At 66.7% G+C, this 20,058-nt stretch carries 19 protein-coding genes; 9 read left to right on the top strand and 10 right to left on the bottom strand.

Features of this window, described 5'->3' with window-relative positions; genetic code table 11:
• Positions 1 to 2: 2 nt before the first annotated feature.
• From ACQ66H_RS19825 to ACQ66H_RS19835, 3 genes are all read right to left on the bottom strand, one after another.
• A complete protein-coding gene (locus ACQ66H_RS19825) occupies positions 3 to 437 on the bottom strand; it encodes a YeeE/YedE family protein (RefSeq protein WP_430435444.1) in 435 nt (144 codons plus the stop codon).
• On the bottom strand, positions 434 to 763 hold the full coding sequence (locus ACQ66H_RS19830) for an ArsR/SmtB family transcription factor (protein WP_430435445.1): 330 nt from the start codon (positions 761 to 763) through the stop codon (positions 434 to 436). The genes ACQ66H_RS19825 and ACQ66H_RS19830 overlap by 4 nt, the downstream gene beginning before the upstream one ends.
• A 67-nt stretch (positions 764 to 830) precedes the next feature.
• Positions 831 to 1,265 carry a YciI family protein gene (locus ACQ66H_RS19835; protein WP_430435446.1) on the bottom strand — a complete coding sequence of 145 codons (435 nt, stop codon included), beginning with the start codon at positions 1,263 to 1,265 and terminating at the stop codon, positions 831 to 833.
• 158 nt (positions 1,266 to 1,423) lie between these two features.
• Between ACQ66H_RS19835 and ACQ66H_RS19840 the strand changes: the two genes are divergently transcribed.
• The gene (locus ACQ66H_RS19840) at positions 1,424 to 2,197 is read left to right on the top strand and encodes an MOSC domain-containing protein (RefSeq protein ID WP_430435447.1); all 774 of its coding nucleotides are present in this window, start codon (positions 1,424 to 1,426) and stop codon (positions 2,195 to 2,197) included.
• Between the two features lie 288 nt (positions 2,198 to 2,485).
• A complete protein-coding gene (locus ACQ66H_RS19845) occupies positions 2,486 to 3,448 on the top strand; it encodes a TerC family protein (RefSeq protein WP_430435448.1) in 963 nt (320 codons plus the stop codon).
• Between the two features lie 8 nt (positions 3,449 to 3,456).
• Here ACQ66H_RS19845 and ACQ66H_RS19850 read toward each other — a convergent pair whose 3' ends face one another.
• The 3 genes from ACQ66H_RS19850 to ACQ66H_RS19860 all read right to left on the bottom strand — a co-directional run bounded on the left by ACQ66H_RS19850 (position 3,457) and on the right by ACQ66H_RS19860 (position 7,982).
• Positions 3,457 to 4,938, bottom strand: a complete 1,482-nt coding sequence (locus ACQ66H_RS19850) for a serine/threonine protein kinase (RefSeq protein WP_430435449.1) — start codon at positions 4,936 to 4,938, stop codon at positions 3,457 to 3,459.
• Positions 4,938 to 5,681, bottom strand: coding sequence for a metallophosphoesterase family protein (locus ACQ66H_RS19855; RefSeq protein ID WP_430435450.1), 744 nt, complete (start codon positions 5,679 to 5,681; stop codon positions 4,938 to 4,940). The genes ACQ66H_RS19850 and ACQ66H_RS19855 overlap by 1 nt, the downstream gene beginning before the upstream one ends.
• A gap of 147 nt (positions 5,682 to 5,828) precedes the next feature.
• Positions 5,829 to 7,982, bottom strand: a complete 2,154-nt coding sequence (locus ACQ66H_RS19860) for an exonuclease domain-containing protein (protein WP_430435451.1) — start codon at positions 7,980 to 7,982, stop codon at positions 5,829 to 5,831.
• Between the two features lie 467 nt (positions 7,983 to 8,449).
• On the opposite strand from ACQ66H_RS19860, the gene ACQ66H_RS19865 reads away from it, so the two are divergent.
• The 5 genes from ACQ66H_RS19865 (at position 8,450) to ACQ66H_RS19885 (ending at position 13,990) form a co-directional block, all read left to right on the top strand.
• Positions 8,450 to 10,153 (top strand): MFS transporter, encoded by a 1,704-nt coding sequence (locus tag ACQ66H_RS19865; RefSeq protein WP_430435452.1) that lies wholly within the window; start codon positions 8,450 to 8,452, stop codon positions 10,151 to 10,153.
• Positions 10,154 to 10,158: 5 nt separating this feature from the next.
• A complete protein-coding gene (locus ACQ66H_RS19870; RefSeq protein ID WP_430435453.1) occupies positions 10,159 to 10,302 on the top strand; it encodes a hypothetical protein in 144 nt (47 codons plus the stop codon).
• A gap of 257 nt (positions 10,303 to 10,559) precedes the next feature.
• On the top strand, positions 10,560 to 11,333 hold the full coding sequence (gene fabI / locus ACQ66H_RS19875) for an enoyl-ACP reductase FabI (protein WP_430435454.1): 774 nt from the start codon (positions 10,560 to 10,562) through the stop codon (positions 11,331 to 11,333).
• A 26-nt stretch (positions 11,334 to 11,359) separates the two neighbouring features.
• On the top strand, positions 11,360 to 12,790 hold the full coding sequence (locus tag ACQ66H_RS19880) for a bifunctional enoyl-CoA hydratase/phosphate acetyltransferase (protein WP_430435455.1): 1,431 nt from the start codon (positions 11,360 to 11,362) through the stop codon (positions 12,788 to 12,790).
• Positions 12,791 to 12,805: 15 nt separating this feature from the next.
• The gene (locus tag ACQ66H_RS19885; protein WP_430435457.1) at positions 12,806 to 13,990 is read left to right on the top strand and encodes an acetate/propionate family kinase; all 1,185 of its coding nucleotides are present in this window, start codon (positions 12,806 to 12,808) and stop codon (positions 13,988 to 13,990) included.
• A gap of 79 nt (positions 13,991 to 14,069) precedes the next feature.
• On the opposite strand, the gene ACQ66H_RS19890 is transcribed toward ACQ66H_RS19885, so the two are convergent.
• A complete protein-coding gene (locus ACQ66H_RS19890) occupies positions 14,070 to 14,891 on the bottom strand; it encodes a formate/nitrite transporter family protein (RefSeq protein ID WP_430435458.1) in 822 nt (273 codons plus the stop codon).
• Positions 14,892 to 15,188: 297 nt separating this feature from the next.
• On the opposite strand from ACQ66H_RS19890, the gene ACQ66H_RS19895 reads away from it, so the two are divergent.
• Complete coding sequence (locus ACQ66H_RS19895; protein ID WP_304000739.1) at positions 15,189 to 15,608, top strand: GlcG/HbpS family heme-binding protein; 420 nt, start codon at positions 15,189 to 15,191, stop codon at positions 15,606 to 15,608.
• Between the two features lie 37 nt (positions 15,609 to 15,645).
• Here ACQ66H_RS19895 and ACQ66H_RS19900 read toward each other — a convergent pair whose 3' ends face one another.
• On the bottom strand, positions 15,646 to 17,877 hold the full coding sequence (locus ACQ66H_RS19900) for an AsmA family protein (RefSeq protein WP_430435459.1): 2,232 nt from the start codon (positions 17,875 to 17,877) through the stop codon (positions 15,646 to 15,648).
• 295 nt (positions 17,878 to 18,172) lie between these two features.
• Between ACQ66H_RS19900 and mscL the strand changes: the two genes are divergently transcribed.
• On the top strand, positions 18,173 to 18,601 hold the full coding sequence (gene mscL, locus ACQ66H_RS19905; RefSeq protein ID WP_430435460.1) for a large conductance mechanosensitive channel protein MscL: 429 nt from the start codon (positions 18,173 to 18,175) through the stop codon (positions 18,599 to 18,601).
• Between the two features lie 62 nt (positions 18,602 to 18,663).
• Here mscL and ACQ66H_RS19910 read toward each other — a convergent pair whose 3' ends face one another.
• Together ACQ66H_RS19910 and ACQ66H_RS19915 are read right to left on the bottom strand one after the other, a co-directional pair.
• Entirely contained in the window at positions 18,664 to 19,392 is a 729-nt protein-coding gene (locus tag ACQ66H_RS19910) for a response regulator transcription factor (protein WP_430435461.1), read from the bottom strand.
• 127 nt (positions 19,393 to 19,519) lie between these two features.
• Positions 19,520 to 20,005, bottom strand: coding sequence for a WbuC family cupin fold metalloprotein (locus tag ACQ66H_RS19915; protein ID WP_430435462.1), 486 nt, complete (start codon positions 20,003 to 20,005; stop codon positions 19,520 to 19,522).
• Between the last annotated feature and the right edge of the window lie 53 nt (positions 20,006 to 20,058).

Below are 20,058 nucleotides of genomic sequence, written 5' to 3' on the forward strand. Positions count from 1 at the left end.
GTTCATGCTCCGAGCAGGTGACGGACGATATAGACGGTGGCAAAACCGGCGCCCATGAAGGCCAGCGTGGCCACCAGCGACCGTGGTGAAAGGCGCGACAGGCCGCACACGCCATGGCCGCTGGTGCAGCCCGAGCCGTAACGCGTGCCGATGCCGACCAGCAGTCCGGCGACGACCAGCAGGCCGCCGCCGGCCACCGGCTGCGCCTCGGGCAGCGCGGCAAACAGCCGCCACAGCAAGGGCGCAGCCAGCAGCCCGCCGAGGAAGGCCAGCCGCCAGGTCGTATCCGGGCCACCCGGCTTGAGCAGACCGCCGACGATGCCGCTGATGCCGGCCACCCGCCCGCTGCCCAGTATCAGCAAGGCGGCCGACAGGCCGATCAGTACGCCGCCGGCCAGCGAACTCCAGGGCGTGAAGGCGTCCCAGGCAATGTTCATCGTGTGTCTCCGTGCTTATCGGTGTCGGCGCAGAAGCGCGCGTGCAGGGTCTGCATGACTGCCAGCGCGTCGTCACTGGCAATGCGGTAATGGATGTACTTGCCGTCACGCCGCGTATCGACCAGGCCCTCGCGGCGCAGCACACCCAGCTGCTGCGACAGCGTGGGCTGGACGATGCCCAGCGTCTGTTCCAGCTCCCCCACCGTGTGCTCGCGCTCGGCCAGCCGGCACAGCAGCACCAGCCGGTCCTCGTGCGCCAGCACGCGCAGCAGCGCGCAGGCACGCGAAGCGGAGATGCGCAGATCGTCGAGCGTGGGTGTGTCCATGGCTAACAATATATCGGTTGATATATTGTTTTTCAATAGAGCGTCAGATTCGACCCTGCCGGTGTGCTCAGCCGCCGGGCAGATTGCGCTCGATCTGCTCGCGCAGCCGATCCTCCTGCGCGCGCAGTTCGGGCGTCATCGCATCGCCGAAGTCGTCGGATTCGAAAATCTGCCGGATCTCGATTTCCGACTCGCCCGGCATCGGGTTGGGGCACCGCTTCACCCAGTCGATGGCTTCCTGAAGCGACGCGCATTGCCACACCCAGTAGCCGGCGATCAGCTCCTTGGTCTCGGCGAACGGGCCGTCGGTCACCTCGCGCGCGGAGCCGAAAAACCTTACGCGGGCCCCGCGCGAACTTGGGTGCAGCCCTTCGCCGCCCAGCATGACGCCGGCCTTGACCAGTTCCTCGTTGAAGCGGCCCATCTCGGTGAGCAGCGCCTCGTCCGGCATTACGCCCGCCTCGCTGTTCGCGTCGGCCTTGATCAGCACCATGAATCGCATGTCGGTCTCTCCTTCAAGTGGGTGATTGAGGGGTACGTCCGGACGACGAAGCAGCCGCGCAGGAATCGACAAGACCGGCGCATCCGGTGAACGACTTATTGCCGACGTCGGCCGGCGCCCCGAGCATCCGCTCATTTCTCACTTCCCCGGGCGCCGCCATGATCACGCTCCGTCAGCTCTACCGCTACCCCGTAAAGGGCCTGTCCGCCGAACCGCTCGACCGCGTCGAGCTGCGCGCAGGCGAGGGCATGCCGCTCGACCGCCTGTACGCGCTCACCAACGGCAGCTGGGACTTCGATGCCGGCAGCTATCAGCCACGCCCGAAGACTGACTTCATCGCGCTGATGGACCACCCGGCACTGGCCGCCCTCACCACTCACCTCGACGACGATGCGCGCCGCCTCACCGTGCGCACGCCGGACGATCGCACACTGCAGGTCAACCTCGACGACAGCGCCGCTTGCGCCCGCTTCGCCGATTTCGTCGCCCGCCACCTCGGCGCCCGCTTCGAAGGCCCGCCCACGCTTGTCGCTGGCGAAGGCTTCCGCTTCACCGACGTGAGCGTGCTGTCGCACGGCATGATGAATGCGGTGTCACTGATCAACCTCGCTACGGTGCGCCGCATCGGCGAGGAATGGGGCGTGGACATCGACCCCATGCGCTTTCGCGCCAACCTCTATATCGACGGCGCCGAGCCGTGGGCGGAAGCGAACTGGCTCGACCGAGAACTGACGATCGGCAACGTGCGTCTGAAGGCGGTCATGCGCACCCCGCGCTGCGCCGCCACCAGCGTGAACCCGCTCACCGCGGTGCGTGACATGACCCTGCCGGCGACCATGATGGAGCGCTACGGGCATCGCGAGTTGGGGGTGTATCTGGAAGTGGTGGCCGGCGGAACGCTGGAGCCGGGCACCCGGGTGGAGGTGTTCTAGCCGGCTCGGCGAGTAGGATTCCGCTGACAGCCCTCCGGCGGCCTGCCCTCTATATTCCGCCCATCCCAAAGGGGAGTAGCTCCAACCGCCGTGTCGTCATTCCGGCCCGCCCGAGTACGTGGCGAGCCCGGCACGCCGGGCGGACGTTCGCGCGATGCGACCGTCCGCGAGCGAGACCTTTGCCGCAATGGCAAAGGTCGTTCCGTTCAGCCGGACCGTCCGCGCCAGCGCGTGGATGGCGCGTCGCAGCCGCGGCGCAGGGCGAAACGACACAGGAACTCCCTTTTCATGGAAACAATCGGCACCTGGTGGATGTGGGCGGGCTTTTTCGGCACCGTCCTCGTCATGTTGGCGATCGACCTCTTCGTGGTCGGCGGCGGCAAGCAGCATCGCGTAGGCGTGAAGGAAGCGGCCGTCTGGTCGGGCATCTGGGTCCTCGTATCGATGACCTTCGCGGGCCTGCTGTGGGCCTATCTGGCCAACACCGTTGGGCGCGAGGTGGCGGACGAGAAAGCGCTGGAATACGTCACCGGCTATCTGATCGAGAAATCACTGGCCATCGACAACGTGTTCGTCTGGCTGATGCTGTTCAGCTTCTTTCACATTCCGCTCGAACTGCAGAAGCGCGTGCTGGTATACGGCGTGCTCGGCGCCATCGTCATGCGCACCGGCATGATCTTCGCGGGCGTCTGGCTGATCCAGCAGTTTCACTGGCTGCTCTATGTATTTGGCGCCTTCCTGCTGATCACTGGCGTGAAGATGTGGTTCATGGCCGAACACACGCCGGACCTGGAAAAGAATCCAGTCATCCGCTGGATACGCGGCCACATGAAGGTGACCGACCGGCTCGACGGCGAACGCTTTTTCGTGATGAAGGAGGAAGGCGGCCGACTGGTGCGCTACGTCACGCCGCTGTTCCTCGTACTCGTACTGGTTGAGCTGACCGACCTCATCTTCGCCGTGGATTCGATTCCGGCCATCTTCGCCATCACCACCGATCCATTCATCGTGCTCACGTCCAATGTTTTCGCCATTCTTGGCCTGCGCTCGATGTACTTCCTGCTGGCCGACATGGCCGACCGGTTCTCGCTGCTGAAGTACGGACTGGCGCTGGTGCTGGCGTTCGTCGGCACGAAGATGCTGCTGATCGACCTCGTGAAGATTCCGGTCCTGCTGTCGCTCGGCGTGGTGGCGGTCATCATCGGCGGTTCGGTGGTGCTGTCGCTGCGGCGTAGTGCGCGACGCAAATGAAGCGCTGCCTAAGCGCGCTCGTCTCGGCCGGCATCGCGCCCGGCCGTCTCGCGTACGACAGTGACCGTGCAGTCCGATTCGGCGACGACGCGCGCCGACACGCTGCCGAGGAAGCGGCGCATGACCGAGCTGCTGCGCGCCCCCATGACAATGTGATCGACCGCGTTGCGCCGCGCGAAATCGACGATGGCATTGGCCGGGTCGGGCGCCTCCAGCACCTGATAGGTGATGCCGGCGCCGCGCGCCGGATCTTCGAGCTTCTGCGCCAGCACAAGCGGGCGAGCCCAGTGCTTCAGCTGCACCAGCCGCTTCACATGAATGCTTTCGCCATCCTTGTCGGTCAGTTCGTCCATGCCGACGCGTCGCGTCTTCATGACCGTGACACAGGCCAGGCGGACCGAGCGCTCCGTCTGCAGCATGCGCTCCAGCGTGTGGCGCATGCTCTGCATCAGGCCGGGTGAGGCACCCGCCACGTTGACGGCGACCATGATGATGCCGTGTCGTGCAACGTGCGATCCAGCACTACCACGCTCCTTCGGCTCATTGCCGACGGCGGCGAACCAGCGCTTGAGCGTGTCGATGCGGCCACCGGTCGAGTTGCGTTCCGCCCGCGCCGTCAACGCGACCTGGTGCGGATGGCTGAGATCGAATGCCAGCAGCGCGGCAGTCTGGTGGCGATTGGCCGGATCGACTTCGAGGCAGCGCAGGATGATTTCCTGCAGCCAGGGCGGGCAGTCGGGGCGGAGCACACGTGGCGGCACCGGCTCACGGTACAGCCGCTCACGAAGCCCACGCACGGTGTTCGGCTTGCCGAACGGACGCTCACCGGTCAGCAGGTGGTAGAGCATGACGCCGAGGGCGAACAGGTCGCTGCGCGGCTCGTCGCGCACGAACTGCACCTGCTCCGGCGACATGTAGGGGCCGGTGCCCATGGGCAGCGTGAATTCCTCGTCCAGCAGATCCGGCAGGTGATCGTGGCGCGACAGGCCGAAGTTGACGAGCACCGCCGTGCCGTCCGGGCGGAACATGATGTTGCTCGGCTTCACGTCGAGATGGATCACGTGCTGCAGGTGCAGATCGTGCAGCGCTGCAGCGACGCGCGCACCGATGCTGGCAACCTCGTCGGCCGGCAGCGGCGCGTGGTCGAGCCGCGGACGCAGCGAATCACCGGCGATGTGTTCCATCACGATGTAGGGCTGCATCGTGAAATCGCCCTTGGCGATGAACTGCGGCACGTGCACGCCGCGCAGCATCGGCAGGATCATCTGCTCGACCTCGAAGCCGACGATGGTGGCCGGGTCCTCGCCGCCCATGATGCGCGGGATCTTCATGATCATCGGCATCACGTGGTCCGGATGCGTCACCCGCCACAGATTGGCCATGCCGCCACGGTGCAGGTGTTCTTCGAGGCGGAAGCCATCGATCACCTGACCGACTTCGAGCGGCACGCGCGGTGCCGGTGTGTCCTGTGGCGTGTCGTCCTGCTGCACTAGCTGCCCTCCATCAGACGTTCGCCCAGGCGGGCTGGCAGGCCAGCGGCCGCGATCTTGCGCGCCGCTTCCTCGTGGTGATAAGGCACGCGGTGAAAGGTGAGCTCGGCGCGCAGCGAATCGAACATCGCCCAGCAGGCCGCCGGGTTGCCGTCGCGCGGCTGGCCGGCGGACCCGGGCAGCACGAACCACTGGCGGTGCGGCGGCACCGGGATGGCGACGCCGGGGGTGGGCGTGAAGTCGGCGATCTTGCCCAGGCCGGACAGGTTGAACAGCTGCGGGTCGTGCACATGGCCAGCAAAGGTATAGCGCGCGTGCGTCGAATTCAGGCTGCGCACCGCCTCGGAACGACCGGTGACGTACTCCCACTCCTGCGGCGCGTAGGCGTTGGCGTGCACGAACAGGCAGCCGTTGCGCTCTACCGAGTAGGGAAGCCTGGCAAGAAAGTCGATCTGCGCGGCATCGAGCTGGGTGCGCGTCCATTCGATGGCACGTCGCGCGTCGCTGTTCATCGAATCGCGCGGGCCGTTGACCACCGCCTTGTCGTGATTGCCCATGACGGCAATCGCGCCGGCCGCCACCAGCTCGCGCGCCCGATCCACCACCCAGGCGGGGTCGGCGCCGTAGCCGACGAAATCGCCGAGCAGCGCATAGGTTTCGGCGCCCTGTCGCTCGGCGTCGTCGAGGCAGGCTTCGAAGGCTTCGCGGTTGGCGTGGATATCGGTAATCAGTGCCAGTTTCATCTGCAGGGTGCTCCGTCGTCGATGCGGCCGGACCGGACGATGCGGCCGCTCGCTGTGCTGAAGAATCCGGCGGCCTGCAAGACAGCATGCGACGGTCGCGCGGCAGGAGGTTTGCGCCGGGTCAAATGTGCCCGCACGCGGCCCCGTTCAGTAGGCAATGCGGGCATGGTAGGTGTTCCGTGACGCAGCCAGCGCATCGCCCAGCGTATGGATGCCGCGCGCAGCCAGCAGCGGCAGCAGCTTCTGGAATATTTCGGCGGTGACCAGCGCATCACCGAGCGCGGTATGGCGGCCACTGACCGCGATGCCGAAGCGCCCCGCGATGTCCTCCAGCCGGTGCGATGCCTGCCCCGGCTGCACCAGCGCCGACAGCAGCAGCGTGTCGAGCACCGGTTGTTCGAAGCGCACGCCGGCACGCGCCTGCTTGAGTTCGAGGAAGCGCATGTCGAAGGCGGCGTTGTGCGCCACCAGCACGGTGTCGCGCGCAAATGCGTGAAAGGCCGGCAGCACCGCGTCGATCAGCGGCTGGCCGCGCAGGTCTTCGGCGCGCAGGCCATGCACTGCCGTGCTGGCCGCCGGCACCGGACGCTGCGGGTCCACGCACTGCTCGAAACTTTCGCTGCGCAGCAGCCGGCCATTGACGATGCGGGTGGCGCCGATCTGGATGATTTCGTCGCCGCCGGAGGGGTCCAGCCCGGTCGTTTCGGTGTCGAACACGGTGTAGGTCAGTTCGCTCAGCGGCCGTTCGGCCAGCGCGCGCGCCGGGTCGCCAGTGCGGAACAGGTCGAAGTCGTAGAACTCCGGACGGCCTGTGACGCGGCTCGCGGCGGGCGCCTGCGCCGGCGCACCGGCCAGCGGCAGAAGGAAGCGGAAGCGCGTGCGATGGCTGGCCCGCTCGCGCTCGACGCCGAACTGCCCGCCGTGCCGCTCGACCACATCACGGATCGACAGCGGCGTGCGGTCGTCACCGCTGTTCATCGCCTCCATCTGCCAGCTCATGACGGTGTCGGTGCTCATGCTGCGCCCCTGCCAGATCAGGTCGAGGCTCGCCTGCGCGCCGCCCGGCTCCGCCTGCAGCGACAGCGCCAACACGCGCACCTCGTACTCGTCGGCCAGCCGCCGCGCCAGCCACTCCACCGCCTGCAGCAGCGCGAAGCTGTCGACGCGCAGCCACAGCGCGGCGTCCACCTGCTCCGCCTGCATACGCGGTACCGCAACACGACGGACGGCCGCGGCGACGAGGTCGGCACCGCGCATGTCCTCCAGCGGCCAGCGCGTCTTGACGCTGCGCAGTGCGGTGTCGGACAGCGCGCGCAGCCGGCCGTCGAGCGCCGCGATGCCGTCGCGGACGAGCGCGACCAGCCTGCCCCTGGTGGACATGTCGTCGCCCGTGCGGACGAGCTGGTCGAGCGCACCCTGCATGCCTGCCAGCGTGGCGCGGCAGGTTTCGTCGAAATCGAGCAGCTGGCGGTCGCGCGCGCTGTCTTCCTCGTACTCGCGGGTGATGTTGTCGAACACCAGCACGAAGCCGGCGAGGTCCGTCTGCGGGCCGTCGTCAGCCGCCGGCACCGGCGCCATCTGCACGCGCAGCAGCTGGCCGCCGCGCGTGGCGGTGACGAACTGAGCGCCCGGGTGCTCGTCGCCGCCGCGCATACGACTGCGCACGGTGTCGAGCGCGTGTTCGACCAGCGGGCGGTCGAGCACCGGGTAGATGGAGCGCCCGAGCCCCAGCAGCTCGCTGCCGCCGAGGCCGTCCGGCGCGTCGGACAGTGCGCGGAACTGCAACCGGGCGCGCCGGTTGTACAGCAGGATGCAGCCATCGAGATTGCACACGACCACGCTCTGCGCCAGTTCCGACATCAGCGCTGCAAGGCGGCCGCGCTCGTGTTCGAGCCGGCGGCTGCCGGCGCGTACCTGTTCATCAATGCCGGCGCGCAGGCTGTCGCGCTGCGAGGCCAGGCCGGCGATCGCGCGTGCAAGCTCACGGGTTTCCGCGCTGCCCTGGTCAGTCACCAGCGGCGCCGCGCCGGTCTCGACCACGGCGTGCGCTGCTTCCGCCAGCCGCGCCGGCGCGCCGAACAGCCAGCCATGCAGCACGCGCAGGGGCGGCACGGCCAGTGCCAGCACGAGCGCCCACACCATGAACACGAGTGGAAGACGGTCGCCGACCAGCACTAGCAGCTGCGCCCGCTGCGTCGGGTCGAGCGAGGCGACGACAAGCCCGCCGGCGGCGCACAGTGTCAGCGCCAGCAGACCGCCGAGCAGCGCGAGCGCAACGAAGAAGCGCCGGTCCGGCTTCATGCGGACCGCGCCACGGAGGAGCGGGATGCGATACGGGGGACGAAGACCGCCGGCTGGCCGTCGCCGGCGTTCAGGGTCGGATGGCACAAGGCCGGACTCCTCCTTCTGGGTGCCTGCCGGCGCGCCGCATTCTGAAGAGGGCTGCGCCATGAGCGCGCATATTGCCGCAGCGCGTCATCGAGCGCAGCGGCCGGCGCGAAAAAATTTTCGTCACGCGACACGCTCACTGCATCGCAACATCGGGTGCGCACCGAGCCGCAACAAACCCCGCTCATCCTTTCCTGGCAACCCTTGGCGGAATATTGCAACGCAATATCCAGCGCTTTCTCCGTGCACCCCGTGCGGGTGCAACCCTCGCGCCGCGACGCAAGTAAGCGAGAAGTAAGTTTTCCTGCGCATCCTCCGGCCCGCATAGTGTCTGCAGACGCTATACACATACCGATCATAAACAGAGGAGGTGGTGTCAAGTGACCACAGCAAACATTGCAGCGGGCGCCGAAAAGGCTCGCCCCATGACCGGCGAGGAGAAGAAGGTCATCTTCGCTTCTTCGCTCGGCACGGTCTTCGAGTGGTATGACTTTTACCTGTACGGTTCGCTGGCAGCGATCATCGCCAAGCAGTTCTTCTCCGGGCTTGATCCGCAAGCGGCGTTCATCTTCGCGCTGCTCGCCTTCGCCGCCGGCTTCATCGTGCGTCCGTTCGGTGCACTGGTGTTCGGTCGCCTCGGCGACATGATCGGCCGCAAGTACACCTTCCTCGTCACCATCCTGATCATGGGCTTGTCAACCTTCATCGTCGGCGTACTGCCCAATTACGCGTCGATCGGCGTGGCCGCTCCGGTCATCCTGATCGCGCTGCGCATGCTGCAGGGCCTGGCGCTCGGCGGCGAGTACGGCGGTGCCGCCACCTACGTGGCCGAGCACGCACCGCACGGCAAGCGCGGCGCCTACACGGCATGGATCCAGACCACGGCAACGCTGGGCCTGTTCCTGTCGCTGATGGTGATTCTCGGCACCCGTACCCTGATCGGTGAAGAAGCATTCGCCGACTGGGGCTGGCGCGTGCCGTTCATCGTGTCCATCCTGCTGCTGGCGATTTCGGTGTGGATCCGTCTGACGATGAACGAATCGCCCGCCTTCAAGAAGATGAAGGAAGAGGGCAAGACGTCGAAGGCACCGCTGACCGAATCCTTCGGCCAGTGGAAGAACCTGAAGATCGTCATCCTGGCGCTGGTCGGCATGGTCGCCGGTCAGGCGGTGGTGTGGTACTCGGGTCAGTTCTACGCGCTGTTCTTCCTGGCCAACGTGCTGAAGGTGGACGGCCCGACCGCCAACATCCTGGTGGCCGTATCGCTGATCATCGGCACGCCCTTCTTCGTCGTGTTCGGTACGCTGTCCGACAAGATCGGTCGCAAGCCCATCATCATGGCGGGCCTGGCGCTGGCCATCGTGACCTACTTCCCGCTGTTCAAGGCACTGACCGAGGCCGCCAACCCGGCGCTGGCAGCTGCCCAGGCATCGGCCAAGATCACCGTGACGGTCGATCCGAAGCAGTGCTCCTTCCAGGGCAGCCCGATCTCGCGCGACGTGGACTTCACCACCAGCTGCGACATCGCCAAGCGCGCTCTGGCACAGGCTTCCGCCAGCTACGAAACGATCGAGGCGCCGGCCGGCACGAACGGCAAGGTGCAGATCGGCGAAACCGTGATCGACGTGCCGACCGCCACGCTGATGGCCGGCGGTCACAAGTTCGACGAAGCATCGGTGAAGGCTATCGGAGACTTCAAGAAGGCTGTTGCCGACGCGATGAAGGCCGCCGGTTACCCGGCCAAGGCTGACCCGATCAAGCCGCTGTCGGCCAACTGGTGGAAGATCGTCGCCATCCTGACCATCCTCGTGATCTACGTGACGATGGTCTACGGTCCGATCGCTGCGGCGCTGGTCGAAATGTTCCCGACCCGCATCCGCTACACTTCGATGAGTCTGCCGTATCACATCGGCAATGGCTGGTTCGGTGGCCTGATGCCCACGATCGCGTTCGCGATGGTGGCGCAGAACGGCAACATCTACTACGGCCTCTGGTACCCGATCACGATCGCTGCCATCACCCTGGTGATCGGCCTGCTGTTCGTGAAGGAAACCAAGGACGTGGATATTTTTGCGAAGGATTGAGAATCATGTGGAAGATAGCTGTTGGCTTCATCGCGTTCGCTGCACTGGCGCTGTACATCCTGTCCCAGGGTGGAGACATCGACATGTCGGGTGAGAAACACAGCGTCGAGTCGCACTCCGAACCGGCTGCAAAGCCCGAGTCAAAGTGAGCCGATGGTGAGCCGATCGCTGCTTCCACAGCGTTCCCTCGCCATGCAGCGAGCGGCCTGAGCCCACAAGGCGCCGGCTGCTCCGGAAAAAGCCCCGCATCCGCGGGGCTTTTTTTTCGCCCGTACGGCGGCGCAACCGCTGCGACGAAGGCGCAGTCCGGCCGTGACGCGCATCAACATTAAGTTGCGTTGCAGCAACGTCCGGTCATGGAAGGACACATAGAATCGGCGGGTCGCCTAGTTTGGAGCCTGCCATCATGTCCCCTTTCCCCCCTCCGCTTTCCGGCAAGAAGGGGCTCATCGTCGGTCTCGCCAACGACCTCAGCATCGCCTGGGGCTGTGCAAGCGCCACAAGAGCCCAGGGCGCCGAACTGGTGCTCTCCTGCCTCAACGACAAGGCGCTGCGCTATGTCGCACCGCTGGCCGATCAGCTCGCCTCGCCGCTATACACCTGCGACGTCGAGAAAGAGGGCGACCTGGAGGCGCTCGTGGCCCGGGCGGTCGGACATCTGGGTCGCATCGACTTCGTCATCCACTCGATCGCCTGGGCCCCCCTGGAAGATCTGCACGGCCAGGTGATCGACAGCTCGAGCACCGGTTTCGCGCGCGCGATGGAAGTGTCGTGCCACAGTTTCGCGCAACTGGCCAAGCTGTGCGCACCGCACATGAGCGCCGGCGGCAGCATGATCACCATGTCCTATCTGGGCGCGGAAGAAGCGGTGCCGCATTACGGCCTGATGGGACCGGTGAAGGCGGCGCTGGAATCGCTGGTGCGCTACATGGCGATGGAGCTCGGCCCGCGCGGCATCCGCGTGCATGCGGTGTCGCCCGGCCCGATCATGACGCGCGCCGCCTCCGGCATCGCCTCCTTCGACGAGCTGATGGAGAGCGCGATCCGCAAGTCGCCGCTCGGCCGCCTGGTCACGCTGGACGAGATCGCCCAGCTCTGTGCCTTCCTGTGCTCGGACGCATCGTCCGGCATGACCGGCCAGACGCTTTACGTCAACGCCGGCTGCCACGCCGTCGCCTGACCGCCCTCCCGCCTGAAGGAACTGCCATGCAAGAGACGCCGACCACCCAGTGGATCGAGAACATCACCTACGACGAGCTGGCCATCGGCCAGAGCGCGCGCCTGCTGCGCACGCTGACGCTGGCCGACATCCAGGCCTTCGCCGCAGTGTCCGGCGACACCAATCCGGCCCACATGAACCCGGAATACGCCGAGGAAACGCTGTTCCACGGCGTGATCGCCCATGGCATGTGGGGCGGCGCGCTGATTTCGGCACTGCTCGGCACCCAGTTTCCGGGGCCGGGCACCATCTACCTGGAACAGGTACTGCATTTCACCAAGCCGGTGCGCATTGGCGACACGCTGGCGGTGACCGCCACCGTCATCAGCAAGGACGACGCGAAGAAGCGGGTCGAACTGGATTGCCAGGTGGTTAACCAGAAAGGCGATCGAGTGCTGCACGGCACCGCGCGCGTGCTGGCACCGACGCAGAAGGTGCGCCTCGAACACGTGCGCGCACCGCAGATACGGCTGTTCGATCCGGAAGCGCGCTTCCGCGAACTGCTTGCACTGGGCGACGGCATTCCGCCGGTGCGCTGCGGCGTGGTGCATCCGTGTGACGTCGAGTCACTGAGCGGAGCGATGGACTCCGCCCGCCACGGCCTGATCATTCCGGTGCTGATCGGGCCGGAAGCGCGTATTCGCCACCTCGCCGCCGAAGCAGGCATAGACCTCAGTGCCGCCGAAATCGTCGGCGTGCCGCACAGCCACGCAGCCGCCGACACGGCGGCCGACATGGCAGCAGCCGGCGAGGTTGACATCCTGATGAAGGGCAGCCTGCACACCGACGAAATGATCCACGCGGTGCTGTCCCGCCCGGCGCTGCGCACCGGCCGCCGCATGTCGCACGTGTTCCGCTTCGACGTGCCGCTGTACAGCAAGCCGCTGCTGATCACCGACGCCGCGCTGAACATCCGGCCGTCGCTGATCGAGAAGGTTGACATCGTGCAGAACGCGATCGACTTCGCGCGCATCCTCGGCGTGAAGCAGCCCAAGGTCGCCGTGCTGTCGGCGGTCGAAACGGTCAATCCGAACATCCCGTCCACGCTCGATGCCGCCGCGCTGTGCAAGATGGCCGATCGCGGCCAGATCACCGGCGGCCTGCTCGACGGTCCGCTGGCTTTCGACAACGCGATCTCCGCGCGCGCCGCACAGGTGAAGCACATCCAGTCGCCGGTCGCCGGCGACGCCGACATCCTCGCGGTGCCGGATCTGGAAAGCGGCAACATGCTGGCCAAGCAGCTGGAATATCTCGGCGGCGCCAGCGGTTCGGGCCTGGTGCTCGGCGCCCGTGTGCCGATCGCGCTGACCAGCCGCGCCGACGGCCCGATGACCCGCGTCGCCTCGGCGCTGCTGGCACTGCTCGCCGCCCACAACGCGCGTCGCGACCATCCGCGCGAAGCGTGGTCTCAGCACTGAGCCGGATACACATCGATGGCCATCCTGTCCGTCAACGCCGGCTCGTCCACGCTGAAGTTCTCCATCCACCCGCTGCGCGACGGCGAGGTGCAGGCCAGCCTGCTCACCGGCAGCATCCAGGGCCTGGAACCCGGCGGCACGCCGGACATGGGCTGGACGCTGGCCGGTCGCCGCGGCCGGCGTTCGCTTGAAACCCGCGACGCGCCCTTCACCGCCGCACTGGCCGGGCTGCGCGAACTGCTGGACAGCGAAACCGGCATCCCGGCCATCGAGGCGGTGTCGCATCGCGTCGTACATGGCGGCCGCGATTTCTGCGACAGCGTCATCGTCACCGACGACATCCTCGCCCGCCTGAGCCGGCTCGATTCACTGGCGCCGCTGCACCAGCCGCACAATGTGGCCGGCATCCGCGCTTTCCGCGAGGCCTTCCCGGCGCTGCCGCAGATCGCCTGCTTCGACACCGCCTTCCACGCCAACCTGCCGGAAGTGGCCAGCCGCTTCGCGCTGCCGCGCGCACTGCACGACGAAGGCGTGCGCCGCTACGGCTTTCACGGCCTGTCCTATCAGTACATCATGGGTGCGCTGCAGCGGCATTCGCCGCGCGCGAACGGCCGCGTGCTGATGGCCCATCTCGGCAACGGTGCCAGTCTGTGCGCCGCCCTCGATGGCCGCAGCCAGGCCACCACCATGGGCTTCTCGGCGCTGGACGGCCTGATGATGGGCACACGCAGCGGCACGCTCGATGCCGGCGTACTGCTCTATCTGTTGGAACAGGGCTGGGACCACGACCGGCTGCAGACACTGCTGTACCGGCAGAGCGGACTGCTCGGCGTGTCCGGCATCTCGGCCGACATGCGCCGGCTGCGCGCCGACGCCGGCGCAGCGGCGCGCGAGGCGGTCGAGCTGTTCACCTACCGCGTCGTGCGGGAGGCCGGCGCGATGGCCGCCTGCATCGGTGGCCTCGACCTGATCGCCTTCAGCGGCGGCATCGGCGAACACGACGCGACCCTGCGGGCCGACGTGTGCGCCACGCTCGCATGGATGGGCGTGCGCGTGGACGGTGCACGCAACGCCGCGGCCACCGGCGACGCGGTGCAGCGCATCGACAGCGACGACAGCGGCATCGAAGTGTGGGTCGTGCCGACCGACGAAGGCCGCGTCGCCGCACTGGCGGCCGCCGCCCTGATCGCGGCGCGCTGACTCAAGAAAACGCTGGGCCGCTCCCGAGTTTTCTTGCCCCCCTCGGGGGGCCTGACGCGAAGCGGCAGGTCTGGGGCGCTCAGCTACGCTGACGGAAGGTGACGTAGTAGACGCCGGCCACCAGGATGCTGCCGCCGACGATATTGCCCAGCGTGGCGGCCAGCAGGTTGGACAGCATGCCGACAAGGGTCAGGCCCGACAGGTTGACGCCCGCCGGTACAACGCCACCGGCGTGCAGCAGCATGCCCATCGGAATGAAGTACATATTGGCGATGCAGTGCTCGAAACCGGCGGCGACGAAGGCCGACACCGGAAAGATGATGGCCAGCACCTTGTCGGTCACGCTGCGCCCCGCGGTGGCCAGCCACACGGCGAGGCAGACCAGTGCATTGCACAGGACGCCCTTCATGAACACGGTGGTGAAGGAACTGGCGGTCTTGCCAGCCGCCACCTTCACATAGGCTTCGGCCACCGCGCCGCCATTCATGTCGGTATGGTGCGACAGCATCACCAGCGCCACCATGCCCAGCGCGCCGACCGCGTTCGTCACATAGACGATGGCCCAGTTGCGCGCCAGCAGGCTGAACGGAATGCGCCCCTCGGCCCAGGCCATCACCAGGAAATTGTTGCCGGTGAACAGTTCGGCACCCGCCACCGCCACCAGTATCAGCCCGAGCGAGAAAGCCAGGCCGCCGAGCAGCCGGGTCAGCGCGAAGCCGAGCGAGCCGTCGCTGGCGACCAGCGTGAAATAGAGCGCGCCGAAGCTGATGAAGGCGCCGGCCAGGATGCCCAGCATGGCCATCGTGCGCAGCGGCAGATTGGCCTTGACGACGCCGATGTTCTCGACCTTTTCCGCGATCTCCTTCGGCGAGTACAGATCGATACCCAGATTGCTGGCCATGCGGATGCTCCTCTCTGTTGTTCTCTGTGCGTTCTGACCCGTCTCCTGCGGGCAGCCGACAGTGTAGGATGTGGTCCTTGCTGCCGGTAGAGCCGGCAGTCGCGGACAGCCCGTCTGTACCGCGAGCGGAACACCCTCCAGCCGAATCAGCCTGACGCACAGTGCGCGCGAACAACCTTCCGCGCCTGCGCCCCGCCGGACCACCCGTCACGGCCAAGCGTCGCCGGGGAATCGCAGTACCGTGTGCGCACGCACCGGGATTCCTCGTCAGCCCAAGAACCTGACGGAGACAACCGAATGAGAACCCGCCTCACCCTCACGCTCGACGACGCGAAGCAGATCGCCGCCGCCGCCGAGGCCGAAGCACTGAAACGCAACTGGCCGGTCACCATTGCCATCGTTGACGACGGCGGCAACCTGATGTGGCTGCAGCGCCTCGATGGCGCGCCGCCGATGAGCACCCAGATCGCCCCCGAGAAGGCCCGCACCTGCGCGCTGGCGCGCAAACCCAGCAAGGCGATCGAGGACGTCGTGAACAGCGGCCGTCTGGCGGCGCTGCGCATGCCTGTACTGCCGCTGGAAGGCGGCGAAATGATCATCGTCGATGGGGAATGCGTCGGCGGCGTCGGCGTATCCGGCGTCAAGTCGAGCGAGGACGCCATCGTCGCCCGCGCCGGCATCGCCGCCATCGGCGCGAGCTGGGAAATTCCGCTCTGACCGCTGCGCGCTGACCGGCCGGCCTCACGGCCGGGCGTCAGCGCCCGAGCAGGCCCTTAAGCTTGTCGCCGACCTGCTGCTGGACCTTCTCCTTCGCCTTGTCCTGCAGCTTCTGCGTCTGTTCCTCGACCTTGGCGCGCGCGGCGTCCTTGACCAGGTCGCCGAACTCGATCTTGTAGTCCAGGCTGGCGAACGGGCCGTACAGGCGCACCGGCACGGTGACGCCCCTGAGGTCGGCCGCCGCCTTGCCGTCCTGCCCCTTGCTGGTCGCCGCGAGCGTCACCTTTGCAAGGTAGTCGAGACTGGATCCGGGCAGGTCGATGGTGCCGGCACCGGCCAAGCGAAGGAAAGGCGAGCTGGCCGCCAGGTCGTCATTGCGTGCGATGCCGTCCTTGATGCGGAAGCTGGCGCTCATTTCCGAGAAATCGGTCTTTTCGGTCGCGTTCGCCTTCTGCGCCGCCGCCGCACCACCGCCCAGCGCTGCCTTCGCCTCACGCAGGCTTTTCGCCAGATTGATGCCACGGATCGCGCCGTCGCGCAGCTTCAGCGAGGCGCTGCCGTCGAGTGCCTTCTTCAGCGCGCCGACCGTGCCACCGGCGGTCACCAGGTCGAGCGACACGTTGCCGCGGCCCTCCAGCAGGTCCTTGTCCACCGCGTCCTTGAGCAGCGGATGGATGTCGATGTCGGCCAGCGTCTGCTTCAACGCAATGCGGTTGCCCTCCGCGTTCAGGCTCAGCGCGCCGCTGGCGGTGCCGCGGTAGAGCGCCGCCGACAGCGGGGCGACATCGACCTTGCCATTGGCGGCCTTCACGTTCAGCCGCACATTGGTCATCCGCACGCCGGACACCTGCAGTTCGCCCACCTTGACGCTGCCGCTGGCGTTGAGGCCGCGCAGCGCCGACAGGTTGACCGGCGTGTCGTCCGCACTGCCGGCCGGCTTGGGGTCCGCCTTCGCCGGCGGCAGGTAGCGGTTGACATTGAGGCGATCGATGTTGACGTCGAAATTCAGCGCCAGCGGATCGAACCGGGTGGCACCGAGCTTCAGCTTGATCTGACTGTCGTCGAGCCGGGTGGCGAGGTCGAGTGCGGCGGTCTGCTTGCCGACGTCGGCCTGCAGCGCGCCCTTGACCGGCAGCTTCACCGTCTTCATCGGCAGCGCCGGGTGGGCGACATCGACGGTGCCGTCCAGCGCCGGCAGATCGATGACCGGGCCCTCGATACGCACGTTCAGCGGCGTCTGCAGCGAAGCCTTGACGGTGGCGTCGTCCATGCGCGCATCGACGTCCAGCACCAGACCGCTGACCTTGACCTCCTCCGCACTGCCCTCCAGCCCCTTGAACTGCAGCGCCAGATCCGCGGCGCGCGCCTTCGATTCGAGCCGCGCGCTGACGCTGACATCGCCGCCGCGCAGTGCTCCGTCCGCCAGTTGAACCGCCGGCGCCGACAGCTTGGCGCTCAGCGCCTCGCCATCGCGGGTCGCCACAGCGTCGAGCTGCAGCTTCTGCAGTTCCAGCTGCCCTTCGCCCACCAGCGAGATGCGCGAGGCACCCAGCGTCGCTTTCAGCGCCTGCAGATCGAGCGCTTCGCCATCGACCCTCGCGCTCAGATCGTCGAGCGCATAGCGCTGGGCCGGCAGATCGTAGTCGTAGGTGGCGGTCAGCACGATGCGGCTGTCGATGGCCGGCTGCGTGGACTTCAGGTGCGCCGCCAGATCGAGTTTGCCGCGCGCGGCATTGGCCAGCTTGCCGAGCGACAGTTCGATCTCTTCCAGCTGGTGCGCAGCGCCCGAGGCCTCGTCGCGGAAGGCCAGCGCCGAACGCGACAGCTTCAGTCCGGCGACGTCGAACCTGACCGGCGAACTGTCGTCGCTGTCGTCGGACAGCAGGTCGCTGAAGTTGAAGCTGCCGTCCTTGTGCCGCGTGATCTGGATGTAGGCACCTTCGATGCGGATCTCGTCCACCACCAGTGAGCCCGACAGCAGCGGCATCACCGCGACCGACACGCGCGCCGCGTTGACCTGTGCGAAACGATCGGCACTGCTGTGCTCGGACAGCGTGGTGCGACCCAGACGGAGACCGAGGTTGGGGTAGAAGGACAGATCGACATCGCCTTCGATGTCCAGCGTGCGCTGCTTCTGCTCCTGCACGACGCGCTTCAGTTCGTCCTTGAGCTTCGCCGCATCAAAGGTGATGGCGACGTAGAGCACGACGGCGGCCAGCAGCGCTGCAATACCGCCCAGCGCGAATGCTGCGTATTTCAGTACTTTCATGCCTTCTCCATGCGAAACAGGCGGACCGGGGTCGCTGACCTCCGGCCACGCCGCGGCGCCCCGCCGGGCGGGCACACGCAAGGACATGGCAGGCGAATCAGGTAACGACGAACCGCGGCGCGCGATGGCGACCGTTCAGGATGACAGCGCCCGAGCGGACACTCGATGAGCACGATGGTCCGCGAGCGTAACAGAGAAGCCCGCGCGCCGGCCCGGGCGCAGCGCACACAGTCGCCTGTGCTATCTTCGCGCTCGCTGCATACGTCAGACATCCCCACCGAAAGAGGAGAACCGCATGAGCTTCATGTCCGAATTCAAAGCCTTCGCCATGAAGGGCAATGTGGTTGACCTGGCGGTCGGCGTCATCATCGGTGCAGCCTTCGGCAAGATCGTCAACTCCGTCGTCGGCGACCTGATCATGCCCATCGTCGGTGCGCTGTTCGGCGGCCTCGATTTCAGTCAGTTCTTCATCGTGCTGAAGGACATCCCGCCGGGCGTGCCGGAAACGCTGGCCGACCTGAAGAAGGCTGGCGTGCCGGTTTTCGCCTGGGGCAGCTTCCTCACCGTCGCGCTGAACTTCGTCATCCTCGCCTTCATCATCTTCATCATGGTGAAACAGATCAACCGGCTGAAGCGCGAAGAGCCTGCGGCACCGGAGGCACCGGCCGAGCCGCCGGAAGAGGTCGTGCTGCTGCGCCAGATCCGCGATTCACTGCAGAAGTAAGCGGCGGTCGTGGAAATGAAAAAGGAGCCGCGAGGCTCCTTTTTCTTTGGTGCGTGAACGGCTCAGGCGGCCGGCTGTTCTTCCGCCCGCTTGCCGTCGTCGGCCACCCGCTCAAGCCGGTAACCGTAGTTGTAGGTGGAGGCGAGGCGGTAACCATTTTCCGGCCGCAGCGCGAGCTTGGAGCGCACGCGCGACATGTGGGTGTTGACGGTGCGCGTCGGCACGTCGCCCTTGCGGCCCCACAGCGATTCGAGCAGATGACCGCGCGACACCAGACGGCCGACGTTGCGGAACAGGAAGACCGCCAGTTCGAACTCGCGCTCGGTCAGGTCTATGACCTCACCGTTGAGGCGGGCGGTGTGCGAATTCATGTCGAACTGGTAGGGCGCGGCGTCGATCACCGGCTGGTCGGCCGGCGGACGGCTGCGCCGCAGCACGGCTTCGATGCGGGTGAGCAGTTCCATGCGCCGGGCCGGCTTGACGATGTAGTCATCGGCGCCCGCCGCCAGCGCGGTCACGATGTCGTTCTCGTCCTGCCGGGCGGTGACGAAGATGACCGGGGTCGTCAGCCCGCGCTCGTTGCGCAGCCAGCGCAGCACGTCGGCGCCCGGCAGATCGGGCAGTTCCCAGTCGATCAGCAGCAGGTCATAACTTTCCCGCACGGCTTCGCGCATCAGGTCGCGAGAGCGCATGAAGGTGTGGATGTCATGGCCGGCGGCACGCAGCCAGCTGCCAAGGATTTCGACCTGTACCGGGTCGTCTTCGAGCAATGCTATTCGGGCGGTCTGCACGGCGATTCTGTATCCGTAGGAAATAACCGGTTCAGAAAGCGTTCACGGCACGCGCAACGCGGACTGAAGGGTGACTGTGTAATTTCGTGACCTCCGGCCTGTAAGGCAGTATGCCCCAGTGTGCGGGTCAGCGCATCCGTTCGCCATCGAACAGACCGTGCATCCAGTCCAGCCAGCGCCGCGCAGGCTCACCATCGGCCGGTGCCCAGGACGCGAATTCGGTCTCGGTCAGCGCACGGTAAGGGCCGGCTTTCGCCTCGAACATGACGGAACCGGGTTCGAGGGCCACCAGACTGTGAAACTGACCGTGCGCGATATCGACGCCGAAGCGCTCGCCACCGGGTGCCAGCACGCAGGTTTCTTGCACCGCACCGCTGTCGTCGAAAAGGATGCACCCCAATCGACCCTTCACGCAGAGGATGGTTTCATCCTTCAGCGGATCCAGATGTCGGTGGGGTCTGACATAGCTGTCGGGTTCGATCGCGTTGAGCAGGCGGTGCGCCGGATGATCGTCGTGTGGATGGAAATTGCGGTTCATGCGCCGGCGCGGGCTGCGCTGCGCTTCGACCACCACGGCGTCGAGCAGAGCCCGGTCCAGCCAGCGCGCGCTCATGCGACGGCCCTCCGGTCACTGCGTGACCACCTCCCCGAGGGACGATGAGCGCC

It is taken from the genome of Methyloversatilis sp. (assembly GCF_965284615.1).
Taxonomy (GTDB): Bacteria; Pseudomonadota; Gammaproteobacteria; order Burkholderiales; family Rhodocyclaceae; genus Methyloversatilis.